Raw genomic sequence first — 14,242 nt, 5'->3', positions numbered from 1 at the left:
TTTGTAATTCTACATCCATTGCCCTGCTTACCTTCCAGAGTTTTTTCTTTTAATCCTTTTATTCAGAATACTCGGAAAGTGACAGAAGAGGGGTAGGTTAATAGGGATTTTATCGAATTGCAATATCAATCGGTAGATTAAGCGAGTTATCTGTTTATATTGTTTCAATCCCTAATAGGGATTTTAGTTAATTGCAATTTTTATTGGTCACTCCGTTAGGATCTGCGTTCACTATTGTTTCAATCCCTAATAGGGATTTTAGTTAATTGCAATTCTCTACTTTGCTAATTTTGGCGTTGATATTTGCTTCGTTTCAATCCCTAATAGGGATTTTAGTTAATTGCAATGAAATACTAGAAGCGTATTGCATTAAATCGTCAAGGTTTCAATCCCTAATAGGGATTTTAGTTAATTGCAATAGCTGGCTTCTGAAAGCGCTGCTGTATTTGGTTTTCAAGGTTCAGTTGCGCGAATGAACGAATCATAACACAGGGAATAGTGATATCACAAGATGCAAATCGCTGAAAACCAGTCCCCATAAGGTGCGCGGATGGTTTGAAAGTACCATTGCCCTTAAAGTCTTGTATAGAGGGAGCGTACAGCCTTTTTCGCTCCTTCTCATTTTGTACACCTACCCATCCGCGCATAAAGCAAGAAAATTAGTCTGATAGGCGATCGCTACCTCTATTAAAATAAGCGATCGCCTAATCGTTGCACACCTTAATTTACCAAATCAGGGAACACCTCTTGCACAGCGGGATGCACTAAGCGATGATTCTGCACATTCACACCCTTAGCTAATGCTGGGTTAACCTCCAGTGCCAAAATTCCCAAATTTGCCAACTGGACAACATAAGGTAATGTACTATTATTAAGTGCCTGAGTTGCTGTCCAAGGTACTGCTCCTGGCATATTGGGAACGCCATAATGCACCACACCTTCTTCAATGTATACGGGATTTGTATGGGATGTGGGGTGTAAGGTTTCTATACAACCGCCTTGGTCAACGGCTACATCAACTATCACCGAACCAGGACGCATTTGTTTGACCAATTCGCGGGATACTAGTATTGGCGCTCTACGTCCTAACACTAAAACTGCACCGATGAGCAAATCGGCTTCTTTGACTGCGGCCTCAATATGAGCAGAGTTGCTGTAAAGCAATTCGACTCTAGAGCCAAAGAGTGTTTCTAAGTAAGATAAGCGCTCGACACTCACATCTAAAATCTGCACGATCGCACCCATGCCTACGGCAATTTTAGCTGCTTCTGTGCCGACAACGCCGCCACCTAAAATTACTACTTTACCTGGTTTAACTCCAGGGACACCGCCCAAAAGTACACCTCTACCACCTTGCTGACGTTCTAGGAATCTGGCCCCAAATTGTACTGCTAGCCGACCGGCAATTACGCTCATGGGGGTGAGCAAGGGTAATCTGTTAGCACCAGGTTGTTCTACAGTTTCGTAAGCGATCGCAGTTGTGCCACAATCAATTAAATGCTCTGTCAACTTGCGATCGGCTGCTAAGTGTAAATAAGTAAATAATACCTGCCCTTTTTGCAAAAACTTATACTCTGATGTCAGCGGCTCTTTAACTTTAACAACCAATTCCCGATTCCAAGCTTTTTCTGATGTGGGGACAATTTCGGCTCCAGCACTTTTATAGTCATCATCGGAGAATCCAGCACCATTACCTGCTTGCATCTCGACGAAGATGCTATGACCATTTTCTCGCAGCACCCGCACACTAGAAGGACTTAACCCTACCCGAAATTCTTGATCCTTATTTTCCTTGGGAACACCGATTTCCATATATCGCCTCTGATAATTTTTTTGTTTAACTGTAGTCTGGCAATCTTAAGCTTGCTACTTCCGTCTTGCTAGTTCCGTATTAGAGATAGCTGGATTAGAGATACCTCATCTCTGTTCTAACTTTCTTAATTCAATCTGAGTAGCCCAAACTCTTACCCTTGACTATTGCCCCAGTATTTATACAATATATAAAGAATAGTAACAATTTATTAAAAGAGCGATTGTATAGCTCCCTACTAGGAAGCTCTTGCTGAATTTCTCAAGTAATCTTGGCATTCCAGCACTGCAATCAGCTTTTAAGTTAACCTGACTTTTCAACATCATCTGAAAATTTCAAAGTCTCTCTCTTAAAAGGAGAGAGATTTAGAGAGAGGTTTTCCAGATACCATGAAAAGTAAGTAGCGATTATCCCCATTTTCCGCGACTTCTAACAGAAGTCTGATATCAAGTCCCGTTTGCCAAAAAAAGGTTTCTTAAAAAATGACACAAACACAACCAACAATTACACCTAAACTAGAAGAGCCTAAGTTTGGCTTTAACGAATATGCCGAACGCTTGAATGGTCGAGCTGCAATGATTGGCTTTGGTTTGATGCTGGTGATTGAATATGTCACTAATCAAGGGGTGCTATCATGGCTGGGTCTGAAGTAGTGCCATCAACAAGCACAATCTTGAAGTTGTAAGCTAGTAATTAAAAGAGTTTCAACCAGCTGGAACAACCAGTTGGTTTTGACTTCTATAATTAATAGCGGAGTACTTCGCCCTAGATAGATTAATTATACTTATTCATAAATAACTGCCCTAGAATGTAAGCAAGAGAGGAATCGAAATACCTATTAACGATTGAAATATCATAGACTTGCAACTAATATGTGCAAGGCGATTAATGAGTAAATTTCCTCCCCCTACTAAATAAATCATAACTTAGTGTCTGTCTTGAATGAGAAAGACAAATTATGGGTGAGGTATTCTTGGTAAATATACACAAAAGGTGAACTGGAACCAACCAAGCTGTGATGAATGCTGTATTACCTCGTTTTTTGAAGTCAACCTACCGAAAAGAGCCACTAATCAGTGTATTGATGACGATGGGTGTTATGGATGCCCTGATTGGCGGATTGAATGATAGCTGGTCGTTGTTTGCTTTTGGTTTGGGAACGGCAGGGATAGCGCTAGGCTTTAAGTTGTGGCGTTTTCAGCAGCGTCGTCCTTTACCAGAGGAGCCTGTAGTGCAACATTATTTGCCCTCTCGTTCTTCTAGTGCGCCTTTACCAATGTTAAGCGTTTCTAAGAAAAAACCACCTCTTTAGGATGTGCAGAGTTATGACTTAAATAACTCTGCAAAATTTATTGGGTTTAACTGTATCTATAAAAGTGAGGAAAAAGAGTGAGTAGTGAGGGAAGAGGTGGCGGTAATTTTCTGCGGCCGTATATTATCCTGGCATTTATGGCAGCTGTTGCCCTTCCAGTGACTACCTGGCAAGGGTTTTATATTCATCAAGCTCATGCTGCCATTGAAGAAGTAACGCCAAACTCCCCAGCTAAAACTAACTTTGCTAATGCTCAACTAATTTACACACTCAAAGGACATAACGGAACCATTAAATCCCTTGCTTTTAGTCCAGATAGCAGAATTCTTGTGAGTGGAGGTGCAGAAAATGAGGGTGTAATTCGTCTGTGGAATTCAGTAAACGGCAAAAAGTTGGCGACTATTAACAAAGCACACAAAGCCGCCGTAGAATCTTTAGTGATTTCACCAGATGGGCAAACCCTCGCTAGCTGTAGCGATGACAATACGATTAACCTCTGGAGTCTGAAAAATTTAAAATTTACCCGCTCTTTTGTCGGACATACTAGTAACGTCTTATCTTTAGCCGTGTCTCCTGATAGTAAAGTTCTCGTCAGTGGAGCTTTAGATGGGATTCGTATGTGGGATTTGCTACAGCAGCGTCCTCTAGGAACTATAGTACGCTTTGATAATTTGATTTATACTCTCGCTATTAGTCCTGATGGACAGACCTTAGCTAGTGGTGATAATAAGGGTGTAATCAAGCTGTGGGATTTGAGTACTGGTAAATTAATCAGTGAATTGGCAGCTCATTCTAGTGCTGTTAGCGCTGTCATCTTTACACCAGATGGACAAACATTAGTTAGTGCTAGCCACGATCGCACCATAAAATTGTGGAATATTAATACTGGAGAATTAGTCCGCACCTTTACAGGACATAATAACTGGGTAAATGCGATCGCTCTTAATCCCGATGGACAAACCCTTGCTAGTGCCGGTAGAGATGGAATTAAATTGTGGGATTTAACTACAGGTGAGTTAATAAATACACTGAATGGACATACAGACTGGGTAAGTGCGATCGCTTTTAGTCCAAATGGTAAAATTCTTGCCAGTGGTGGATTCGATCGACAAATCAAGATTTGGGGCATTCCAACAAAACGAAAGTAACAGCGATCGGACAAAATAATCGTCAAATAATAAACTATATCCCCGACTTCTTAAAAGAAATCGGGGATATCATTTTGACGCTCCTTTCAAGGCTTTGTGACTTGCCATAGCTCAAATTCTCACTTCATATAGAAAGTCAGGCTATCGCTAACGCCGAAAAATTCCCCAATCATTTCCCGTATCTGCTAAACTTTGGTCTTGCCTTTTTAGAGTTTTTGTAGTAAAAAATCAACCAAAGCTCAGATCGAATTTTGCTATAACTAGTCAAAATCAATGATGGTAACAACCAATAGCGATGTCTACGATGGGCTACGCCTACCAAAATCTTGAAGAACTGTGAATACTTGATGAAAATACAGCCGAACTAATATCTTATCCAGCAAATTACTGTAAGTATAAACATAGGTAATTTCAAATTATCTGTGCAGTTACTTGCCCTCTAGATCGGAACAATTTCTGAAATTAGACAATCTTAGAAATGGTCATCGTCAGTAAATGCACTCAGTTAAAAGTCACGAACTCGTGTGAAGCCAAGGTTTGTAGTGCTTAACCGCTATTTTGAAGATAGGATAACTTGCTACTTAAATGATGTTTAATTTTCCCGAACTGCTTTTGATCCCCATTTCGATAGAATGACTAGGCAGAACCCTAAAACTAAAAACCGCTTTTGACTGCGACGCACATGAATCAACTGAACAATGGTTTTACGCTATTTTTAAGTCTGCTAGTCGAGGCGATGCCTTTTTTGCTTCTTGGGGTTTTATTCTCCAGTTTGCTGCTGTTTTTTGTTGATGAGCGCAAACTAGTAGAAAAAATGCCCAAAAATCCGCTGTTGGGTGCTTTAGTTGGCAGTGCGATCGGCTTTTTGTTTCCGGTGTGTGAGTGCGGGAATGTACCGGTAGCGCGGCGATTCCTGATTCAAGGAGTACCCACACCAGTCGCAATTGGTTTTTTGCTAGCAGCACCAACAATTAACCCAGTTGTAATTTGGGCCACTTGGACAGCATTTCGAGATCAGCCAGAAATAGTAGTCTTACGAGTCGTATTTTCCCTAACAATTGCCACGATTATCGGGTATGTTTTCAGTTTTCAAAAGGACTTAAATCCCATAGTCCAACCTGCGATCGCTCGTTATATGAAGTTTAATCCAGCCGCGCAGCCCGAAACCAAACGCCGTGGTAAGCCTTACCAAGGACAACAGGAAGAAACAGTACCGAATCTGTTGCAATCCGGGACTTATATCTTAGGAGGAAAAGCAGGTATACCTCTAAGGATAGATCCTAATTTAGTATTGCCGACCTCAGTCTCTACTGCTGATAAACCGCTAGCAGCCAAACTGCGCCTAGTTGTGGATAATAGCATCCAAGAATTGCGGGAATTGGGCGGAGTGATGATTTTAGGAAGTGCGATCGCTGCTGCTATTCAAGTCCTAGCTCCCCGTGAATTAGTTCTCAGTTTGGGTGCTGGGCCCATTACCTCAATTGTGGTCATGCTGATATTAGCTGTAATAGTATCAATTTGCTCTACAGTCGATTCTTTCTTCGCTCTATCTTTTGCCTCAACCTTTAGCAGCGGTTCATTGCTGGCATTTCTAGTGTTTGGGCCAATGATTGACATCAAAAGTGTTGGTTTGATGTTATCCATTTTTAAACCCAAGACCATCTTTTACTTATTTGCTTTAGCAGCACAATTGACATTTGTCTTCACTCTTTTCCTGAACTTGCACGTCTTTTAAGAAAATATTTGTCATGAGTCATTTGTCATTTGTTAATGATTAATGACCAATGACTAATTACTAATGACTAATGGCTAACAAAAATCCCAAATCTAAAATCCCAAATCTGTTACTCCCTTGGCTGGATGCTCTAGCAATTACTGCTTGGGGCATTTTGATGTTGAGATATTGGCTAACTAATAAGTTGAATCTGTTGATTCATCCAAATTACTTTTGGTTAGTGATTGTGACTGGTATCAGCTTCATCATTATTGGTTTGTTCAAGATGCAGGAACTTTGGCAACGGCGTCGCCGTGATGTTACGCCAAACACCCAGCATATTAGTTTATTTCCCCCTGGTTGGGGCAGTGGTTTATTGTTGACTACAGCAATTCTAGGTTTTATCGTTACACCGCAAGTTTTTGCTAGTGACAAAGCGCTCCAAAGGGGGGTGACGACTGATTTATTGGGAAGCACACGCGTCAAACCCCAAGCTTTTCGCGCTACTGTTCGTCCAGAGGAGCGATCGCTTGTAGACTGGGTACGCACCGTCAATGTCTATCCTGAACCAGATACATATGCAGGACAAAAAGTCAAGGTGCAGGGATTTGTGATTCACCCGCCCGATATAGGAAAAGAATATTTGTTTTTAGCACGATTTGTCTTAAGTTGTTGTGCAGCAGATGCTTACCCTGTGGGATTGCCCGTCAAGCTACAAAATAATCAAGAGCTTTACTCTGCTGATACATGGCTGGAAGTAGAAGGACAAATGGTGACAGAAAATTTGGCAGGTAAACGCCAACTTACCATTGCCGCTAACTCTCTGAAAAAGATTCCTCAACCTCAGAATCCTTATAGTTATTAGTTATTTGTTGATGACAAATGACAAATGACAAATGACAAATGACAAATAACCAATGACTAAATCTAAAGCATTCCAACCACTGGATCGTATAGCGATCGCACTAATGTTACTGCTGAGTGTGCTGATTGGGTTAATCATCTTGCAAGGTGATGTGGTAACTGCTCGTGTCCGGGAATTTACTTGGCAAAATCAACAAATTGGGGCAGAAGATAATTCCTTCACCCTCACCTTCAGCCGCCCAATGGAAACAAAAAGCGTCGAGGATAACTTGAAAATCGAGCCACCCCTAGCAGGTAAATTCAGTTGGGCAGGGCGGCGGATGGTTTATACACTGGTGACACCAGCACCTTATGGCACAAATTATAAAGTGCAGTTACAAGGAGCTAAAGATAAGTTTGCCCAGCAAGAGGGCAAAAATCGGCTGATACAGCCCTTTACAGGTAGCTTTCGTACACGCGATCGCGTCATCCTTTATATCGGAACCGACAAAGAAGAACAGGGACGGTTAGTTCTTTATAACTTAACCCAAGAGCAAAAAAGGATACTTACCCCCAAAGACTTGATAGTAATCGACTTTGAGTCATTTCCTGATGGGGAGAAAATTTTATTTTCTGCTCGCGCCGCAAACAATCAAGATTTACTTTCAGCCCAACTGTATACAGTAACAACAGGTGTTTCTGCTAAATCTGGACAAAAAGCAGAACCAGAAGGCAAAGTTGACCTGACTTTAGATAGTAAAGATTATCAAAACCTGAAATTTGACTTATCACCTGATGGGCAAACTATTGTCATCCAGCGAGGAAATAAAACTAATCCTGGTGACTTTGGACTATGGTTTATGCCAGCAATCAGTGATGGTTCCGCAGAAAAACCCACCCCGAAACGTCTAAAAAGCCAGCCGGGAGGAGACTTTATGGTGACACCAGATAGTAAAGCCGTAGCGGTTGCTCAAGGACAGGGAGCAGCGATTTTACCACTGCAAGGTGATGCCAGTAAACCTTTGGATTTTCTGCCGCAGTTTGGTTTGGTACAGGCTTTCTCCAAAGACGGCTCTCAAGCAGCGATGGTAAAGTTTAATACAGATTACACGCGGGATTTATTTTTGGTAACAAACCAAGGTGTGCAGAAACAGCTATTAAAAACAACAGGTTCAATTCTCAGTTGCCAATTTGACATTGCCTCACCCACCCTCTATTGCTTGCTAACACAGCTAGTATCCAAGGAACAATACATAGAACAGCCCTATGTGGTGGCAATTGATTTGAAAACCGGGCAACAGAAACCATTGTTAGTACTGCCTCCCGCTCAACGGAATGTGCAAATGAGTTTATCTGCTGACGGTTTGGGCTTGTTATTTGACCAAGTAGTACCGCAGACAAATCCCCCAGCATCATTACCCACAAACACTTTAAAAACTGATGATGGAGATACGATCGCTACCAGTAGCCTGTGGTTAATGCCTCTGTTGCCCATCGCTGATGCTACGACTGTTGAAATTAAACCAGAACAACTCCCCTTAGCCGGATTTCATCCCCGATGGCTACCTTGAGAGAATAATTGCTAAGTCGATTTCGGAAGGTTAGTTAAGGTGTCGCCAACAAAAATCAAGTTGAACCTAATGGAGTTCAGTTCCATCCTTACGGAGCAGATAGCGATCGCTAATCAACTTCAAGACGATTCTACCTATTTCTGGATGCGTTTTCTCAATCACTGGTTGCACAATAACGCCTTCCATAATGCAATTGGGACTGACTACACTATTGGCATTATTGAACTGAGACACCGCTTCCCAAGTGTAAGCACCGATATAAAGTACAGGTACTCTCGGCAAAGCAAATTCCTCGCAAAAAGTGACAAAATCGCTGTAATTGAGAAAATAGCTACCGCGACGCACAGCAAATAGAGCAATTCCAATATTGCCATTATTCAAGCCATATTTGATATCTTGCACGCCGTAGATTTCACCAAAAATCTGAGTTCCTGGCGGAAGTTTCTGGAAAGCTTCGTTTTCGTTGTAAGCACGAACATAAACTAATTTTTTGTTGACTTCGCTGTTTTTCCAGAAATAATTATGGCTGCCAATTTTAGTTGTGCCATCAGCATCAACTAAGACAGTGAAGTTAGTTCCGTGCAACTTTTCTGTGACAACAACTTCTTCACCTTCCATTAGAATGTTTTTGTAACGTTTCAGGTTTTCTGGACTGGGGAATTTGTAATATCCAATAAAACTCTCTACTTCCCCGCTCATTCCTTGAGGAATTGGATATTCGTACTTTGTTACACCAAAATACTCCGTGTAGTCATCTCCGACATTTCCCGTAAAGTTTTGACCAACAGGAATAAGCAAACCCTCAGAAAAAATTCCGCGAAGTTTTGCAGCACGCAGTTTTTTCGAGTAGTAGTTACGAATACCAAACTCATCTAAAAATTTTTCTGGAATAACACTATCAATAGGAAAGTAAAAAGCTAAATCTCCAGGGTTCAAGTTACCTTTGACTATAATTACCTGATACCCCATATCTTCAATAGAGGCAATATCTAGTCGATCGGCATTGGGATGAGGATTAATACTATTGATTTTGACAACTTCAACTTTAAAAATGCTCATAGCTCATCTCTTTTCAAAAAAATCTATTTTAGAAAAACTCTAAATTTATTACAAAGTATGTGCGCGTACCTAGCTGTGCATACTTGTCAAATTAAAGCTGAAACCTTTGAAAACCTAGACTTTGACTCTTTTGTAGTAGTGTGGCAAGGCTAAAATAGTTTTTGAAGCTAAAGGCTCATAGTCGTCTTTAGCTTCAAAAATAAAGCATAAATCTAATGTCTTGCCACGCTACTAGGGTGCATTAGCCTGGGTCTTGGGGTTTAATTAAGTAATCATGCAAACCTGATATTACGAATTATGAATTAGTAATTATTTGTTGATAATTTATCCAAGCTTCCCAAAAAATATAAATTGATAGTATTCCTAAGAAGATGCGAAGTACTAAGCTCACAGTATAATCTGGTAGTTTTGGCAATGTGCGAGTACTCATTTGAACGCCTAAGAGACCTCCACATCCCAAAACCATACCTTGAGCAAACAGAATATTTCCCTCTAATGTATGTCCTGTACAGGCAGCTAAAGCAGTGATGACAATCACACCCAAACTAGTTTGAATTGCTACTTTAATTTCTTCTCCCAGTAATAACATTTGCAGTGGCACCATAATCGTACCGCCACCTAAGCCGAATAAACCTGCTAAAATTCCTGCTGCTCCACCAGTGCCAATTTTAGAAACTAATAGGTTAAATACTGGGGCTGTATCCTGTTTTTCCTGGAAGGATAGTTGCTTGCGAAGCTCAATCAGATAGATATTAGCAAGTAGTATGATGCCAAATGTAAATAGTATTATATAAGATGGAATTTTATTGGCGAAATATACGCCTATTCCAGTAGTTAGAAAAGCTGGAATTCCTAAATAAATTACTCGTTTCAAGTCAAAGTAGCCCATCCACCAGTTTTGCAAACTTCCAGAAATTGAAGTAATTACAATAGCAAGGCTACTAGTAGCGATCGCCTGAACGGGAGTATAACCTAGTGTGACTAAAAGAGGAATCGTAATAATACCGCCACCTATTCCTAAAAGTCCAGCTATAACTCCAGATATTAAACCCCCACTCACTAAAATCAACCAACTAAAATCAATCATAAATAATTCTTTTTCTAGAGAACTGACTTGGTGTGATTAACCTTGTACTGTCACCGGATGGCTAACAACACCTCCGTAGAGCAATCCAGAGTCATTCCACGGAACCGTACTCGGTTGTGTGTTACCTAAATTGTCAGTAGCACGAGCTTGGAGAAAATATTCCCCAGGAATTGGGTTCCATTCAATGTCCCAGCGTACCCATGCAAATGGAAAATTTGGTTCTCTCAGTCGTGCAAATTGCCAAGTTTTACCACCATCCAGGCTGACTTCTACACGGACAATCTTTCCTTTCCCAGACCAAGAACGCCCACGTAGTAAGTGGGTTTTCGCAGAAAGAGTAGCTGGCCAAGCCAACTCAAAAGCGCTCTTAACATTTTGATAGGTAATCAGCTTACCTTTATACGGAGCGATCGCTGGGTAGTCTGCACCAACTAGCACCATTTGCTCCGTTACCCACTGGGTATATATCGGTGTTTCAGAAACCTCAATCCGCTCAATCCATTTAACGTTGGCGTTTCCTCCCCAACCAGGGAATAAGACACGGCATGGCTGACCATGATCTGGAGGTAATGGTTCTCCGTTCATTGCGTAGACGACAAGAGAGTTATCTGCTAATGCTTTGTTAATTGGAACTACACTGCTGAACTTGGATTTATTTGTCTTCTTTGAATCTAGCGAATCTACATCTGCACCCTCAACGAGTACATCTTTTGCTGTGGATTTCAGTCCAGCTCGCTCTAATAACATACCAAGTGGTACACCAGTCCACTCAGCCACACCAATAGCCCCAAGTCTCCACCGTGTTCCAGGGAGTGGTGTGTTGTAAGCTTCTTCAAAGAAGCGCCGACCGTTAGCAGCACACTCAATGGCACAAGTGATTGAGATGGATGGCATGGCGATGATTTCATCGTAGGTAAACTCACAGGGAGCAAAAACGCCAGTTCCATGAATTTGCAAACGCCATATAGATGGGTCAAAGGGAGGTGGTGCGCTGCGGTTGTGAACATAGAACCAATCATTTGGTACTAAATAGCCACGCCCATACATCGCTTCCCAGTTCATCTCTAATGTGCCTTTGCTATGAGAGATATACCCTGGTGGCAATGGCTTAAGTATTTTGCTGCCTTTAGTTTTAATAGCTGCCTGACTCTGAGCAAGCGCAGGTTTAGCTAACCCCTCAATGGCTGTGGCGCCAACCATAGTAGCTAGTATTTTCAGAAAGCGCTGGCGCGAAATACCTGCATCTGTACTTTTTTGCCAGATGCACTGTTCAACCCGTGCCTGTAAATAATCCTCCTGGTCAAAGAGGTTTTCATCGCTCAAGCTGTTACCCCCTTGTAATTTGTAATTCGTAATTAAGAAACAGAGAATGAAGGAGTAGGGGAGAAGTTGCAGTAAGTCTTTCCCCTTTGCTTCTTCCAATGCCCTGAAAAAACTAGCTGTCTATCGCTGTCCAAACACCAGTTATCCGATCTTGTGTGTAGTTGGGCAAATAGTGAGCCAATCCGTTTTTAGCTATTTGAGCGATCGCATGAATAAAGCGATCGCAATCTTCTAATGTATTATATACAGCAAAGCTGGCTCGGATAATACTAGGAATATTACGTGTAATTCCTCTATCTACTTCCTCAGCAATCTCACAGTCTTGCTCGTCTGAAACATTCTTGAGTTTGCGAATGTATTCATAAGTGCAGAAAGCCCCAGCCCGAACTCCAATACCGTATTCTTGTGCCAAAATTTCTGCTACTAAGCGTCCGTCAAATCCATCAATATCAAAGGGAATAACATGGGCTAAATTATCTCCGGGAATATGTATTTTGACACCAGTAATCAGCCCAAGCCGTGTATATGTAAATTCAACTAGAGAGTGTTCATACTGAGCAATGCGATCGCGCCCTACTGCTTCGATAATTTCAATCGCCTTGGCAATAGCGATCGCACCCATTGCGTTTGGTGTTCCGGGGTCATGGGCCCGTTCTGTATAAAAACGCTTAATCTCTAGTTTTCTAGTGATATAAGGCAGGTTTCCACCCCCAATTTGATAAGGGTAGGAGCTATCAAAAAATTCCTTTGGCCCCAGCAAAACCCCGGTTCCATAAGGGGCGTACATCTTGTGTCCAGAGAAAGCCACAAAATCTAAATGACATGGGTCATCATCAGCACGCATATCAACTCGTTCATGCTGAATCAACTGACACACGTCGGCAAATATCTTCGCACCATACCGATGTGCTAAAGCTGCAATTTCGTAAATTGGGGGTCTGTAACCTGTAATTGTGGAAGCACCTGTAATAGTTACTAACTTAATTTGCTCGGCTTCGGGGAGATTTTGATGTGCCTTGAAAATATCTTCAATTTCTGCGACATTTACACTTCCATCCGGCTGCGTTCTGTACTGCACAACTTCGTCTCTAGTAACCCAAGGCAGCAGGTTAGATGAATGCTCGATATCAGAAACTAAGATTTTCCCAGGTTTTTTTGCCCAAAGTGTGGCGGCTCCATTAATTGCTTCTGTTGTATTCTTCGCAAAGATTACATAGTTGTCTGAAGATGAGCCAACAAAATCCCGAATAATGTTCCGACTAGCGTCATATTCTCGTGTAGTGATGATCGATTTTTGCCCAGAACCTCGATGTACGCTGCCATAGGTGTCAAGCATTTCGTCCACGTACTGCTTGAGGGTTGCAAAGGGTGTGGTTGTAGCTCCATTATCCAAGTTGACGTATTTGACATAGTTTCCGTTAAGAGTTTTCACCTTGAAAGATAGAGACTCATCTGTAAATAATGGTCTGATTTCTTTGTCCCAAAAGCTGTCCCAATTTTCTACAAGCAGCGGTGATTTAGCAGTCTCTTGCTTGATATTTGCGCCCATTGCAAGTACATCAGTCATCTTTAGCACCCCGATTTTAAATTTTGATTTTTTTGAAAAAGCCTAACTGCCGCAACACTTTATTTCGCGCTGCAACCAAATTAATTGTCAGTAATTATAGTCTTTATAATTACTTTGTTTCTAATAGAAAACGCGGTCATTACAATTATTCTTTAATAAAAGAATTGAAATTAGTATCCGTACTAATGCCCAAATTTAATATTCTTAATGTAAATTAATATACTATGTAAATAATGTTATTAAGTAGTAAAGTATACTTTAAACGATTTTATTCCAGTCATTAAGCAAACTTGACGTATTGAAGATAAGTCGATCGAAAAGTTTATAACCAATAAAACCTGCAATTCCTTACTGGCAATGTATTTATCGAGAAAAAAGCCCTGACTAAGTTGAGATTACTCTTTAAAAAAGTTTTATATTTTACTTAAACGAATTGTTACGTCTTTATTAAGACTTTATAAGTATTTACTCGTATTAATTGGGATCTCTTAACATTGCAGTGATAGCGAAAGCTCTTAGTTGTTTGCTCACATTAAATAGCGATCGCTTCGGATGAGGGAATTATCATTGAAGAGTAGATACTTGTACGGACATCTATATTTAAGTACTCAATAAGGCATTACAAAATGTATTTCAGGAGACAATCATAATTTATTTCTTAAGACAGATGCGATTCTAAAAAATAAAGTATAATCTGAGGCAGTTTTTTCATATAAAAAACTTCATCAGCCAGCGAATACAGTTTAATTTTTAATGTATCGGGTTTCTCCTCTCTCTCGCCTATCCTCAAAGGCGGCCAGAGTTCCCC

The 14,242-nt window shown here is 40.9% G+C and carries 11 protein-coding genes; 6 read left to right on the top strand and 5 right to left on the bottom strand.

Going from position 1 to position 14,242, the window contains the following annotated elements; all coding sequences use genetic code 11:
• Positions 1–720: 720 nt before the first annotated feature.
• Positions 721–1,812 carry an alanine dehydrogenase gene (ald, locus tag V7K53_RS11985; RefSeq protein ID WP_335197732.1) on the bottom strand — a complete coding sequence of 364 codons (1,092 nt, stop codon included), beginning with the start codon at positions 1,810–1,812 and terminating at the stop codon, positions 721–723.
• A gap of 480 nt (positions 1,813–2,292) precedes the next feature.
• On the opposite strand from ald, the gene V7K53_RS11980 reads away from it, so the two are divergent.
• The 6 genes from V7K53_RS11980 (at position 2,293) to V7K53_RS11955 (ending at position 8,398) form a co-directional block, all read left to right on the top strand.
• On the top strand, positions 2,293–2,463 hold the full coding sequence (locus V7K53_RS11980) for a hypothetical protein (RefSeq protein ID WP_099099534.1): 171 nt from the start codon (positions 2,293–2,295) through the stop codon (positions 2,461–2,463).
• 365 nt (positions 2,464–2,828) lie between these two features.
• Positions 2,829–3,122, top strand: coding sequence for a hypothetical protein (locus V7K53_RS11975; RefSeq protein ID WP_094349593.1), 294 nt, complete (start codon positions 2,829–2,831; stop codon positions 3,120–3,122).
• A gap of 137 nt (positions 3,123–3,259) precedes the next feature.
• Complete coding sequence (locus V7K53_RS11970; RefSeq protein ID WP_442940484.1) at positions 3,260–4,270, top strand: WD40 repeat domain-containing protein; 1,011 nt, start codon at positions 3,260–3,262, stop codon at positions 4,268–4,270.
• Positions 4,271–4,952: 682 nt separating this feature from the next.
• The gene (locus V7K53_RS11965) at positions 4,953–6,005 is read left to right on the top strand and encodes a permease (RefSeq protein ID WP_334836113.1); all 1,053 of its coding nucleotides are present in this window, start codon (positions 4,953–4,955) and stop codon (positions 6,003–6,005) included.
• Between the two features lie 70 nt (positions 6,006–6,075).
• Complete coding sequence (locus V7K53_RS11960; RefSeq protein WP_335197730.1) at positions 6,076–6,849, top strand: TIGR03943 family putative permease subunit; 774 nt, start codon at positions 6,076–6,078, stop codon at positions 6,847–6,849.
• A gap of 52 nt (positions 6,850–6,901) precedes the next feature.
• Complete coding sequence (locus V7K53_RS11955; protein ID WP_335197729.1) at positions 6,902–8,398, top strand: Ig-like domain-containing protein; 1,497 nt, start codon at positions 6,902–6,904, stop codon at positions 8,396–8,398.
• A gap of 66 nt (positions 8,399–8,464) precedes the next feature.
• Here the strand turns inward: V7K53_RS11955 and V7K53_RS11950 are convergent, their stop codons facing one another.
• The 4 genes from V7K53_RS11950 to V7K53_RS11935 all read right to left on the bottom strand — a co-directional run bounded on the left by V7K53_RS11950 (position 8,465) and on the right by V7K53_RS11935 (position 13,434).
• The gene (locus V7K53_RS11950; RefSeq protein WP_335197727.1) at positions 8,465–9,457 is read right to left on the bottom strand and encodes an RNA ligase (ATP); all 993 of its coding nucleotides are present in this window, start codon (positions 9,455–9,457) and stop codon (positions 8,465–8,467) included.
• Between the two features lie 295 nt (positions 9,458–9,752).
• On the bottom strand, positions 9,753–10,544 hold the full coding sequence (locus V7K53_RS11945) for a sulfite exporter TauE/SafE family protein (RefSeq protein WP_335197726.1): 792 nt from the start codon (positions 10,542–10,544) through the stop codon (positions 9,753–9,755).
• Between the two features lie 36 nt (positions 10,545–10,580).
• Complete coding sequence (locus V7K53_RS11940; RefSeq protein WP_335197725.1) at positions 10,581–11,867, bottom strand: sulfite oxidase; 1,287 nt, start codon at positions 11,865–11,867, stop codon at positions 10,581–10,583.
• Between the two features lie 112 nt (positions 11,868–11,979).
• Positions 11,980–13,434, bottom strand: a complete 1,455-nt coding sequence (locus V7K53_RS11935; protein WP_335197724.1) for an aminotransferase class V-fold PLP-dependent enzyme — start codon at positions 13,432–13,434, stop codon at positions 11,980–11,982.
• Positions 13,435–14,242 lie beyond the last annotated feature (808 nt).

This window comes from Nostoc sp. (assembly GCF_036917355.1).
Lineage (GTDB): Bacteria > Cyanobacteriota > Cyanobacteriia > Cyanobacteriales > Nostocaceae > Nostoc.
The sequence above is the reverse complement of the archived record's forward strand: the minus strand, read 5'-3'. Positions and strand labels throughout refer to the sequence as shown.